The sequence below is a fragment of the Actinomadura sp. 7K507 genome, from assembly GCF_004348425.1.
Lineage (GTDB): Bacteria > Actinomycetota > Actinomycetes > Streptosporangiales > Streptosporangiaceae > Spirillospora.
On sequence record NZ_SMKK01000542.1, the window covers coordinates 1 to 969 of the forward strand.

1 protein-coding gene is annotated in these 969 nt (G+C 73.6%); it reads right to left on the bottom strand.

Going from position 1 to position 969, the window contains the following annotated elements:
- Nucleotides 1-969: NDP-sugar synthase (locus tag E1285_RS45160; protein WP_132161046.1), on the bottom strand; the 969-nt coding region annotated here is incomplete at both ends.

Below are 969 nucleotides of genomic sequence, written 5' to 3' on the forward strand. Positions count from 1 at the left end.
GTTCTATGCCGGGCCATACGCGGAGGCCCTCGCGGAGTTCGTTGCCGGGGCCGACTATGGCGCCGTCGCCGAGGATCGCGCCGTCCAGGACGGCGCCGTGGCCCACGCGGGCGCCTCGGCTGAGGACCGAGTCGCGGACCGTGGCGCCTTCGGCGACGTGCGCGTCGTCCAGGAGGACGCTGCCGATCACGGTGGCGCCGGCCTCGATCACCGCGCCCCGGCCGACGGTCGTACCGCCGCGGACGACCGCGCCCGGGGCGACGCTCGCGCCGGCGAGGGTGAGGTGCTCGCCGGGCGCGCCGGGCATCGCCGGGGACGAGAGCGTGCCGAGGACCAGGTCGCGGGAGCCCTGGACGAACGCCTGCGGGGTGCCGACGTCCAGCCAGTACCCCGACTCGACGTGGCCCATGACGACGGCACCGGACGCGATCATGGACGGGAACGTCTCGCGCTCGACGGAGACGACCTCGTCCTCGGGGATCGTGTCGATGGCCGAGCGGCGGAACACGTAGCAGCCGGCGTTGATCTGGTTCGTCACCGGATTGGGGGTCTTCTCCAGGAAGGCGGTGACGCGGCCCTGGTCGTCGGTGGGCACGCAGCCGAACCGGGAGGGGTCGTCGACCCTGGTCAGGTGCAGGGTCGCGGCCGCGGCGGCCTGCTCGTGCAGCTTGACCTGGGCGCGCACGTCGTGGCCGGACAGGATGTCGCCGTTGAGGATCAGGACCGGGTCGTCCGGCCCGGAGGTGAGGGCCCGGGAGGCGTTGCGGATGGCACCGCCGGTGCCGAGCGGCTCGTCCTCGCTGACGTAGGCCAGGTCGACGCCGTGCGCGTGGGTGCCGAAGGCAGCCTCGAACATCTCGGCGCGATAGGACGTGGCGAACACGATGCGGGTGACGCCCTCGGCGTGGGCGCGGGCCAGCTGGTGGGCGAGGAACGCCACACCGGCCGTGGGGAGAAGGGGTTTGGGGG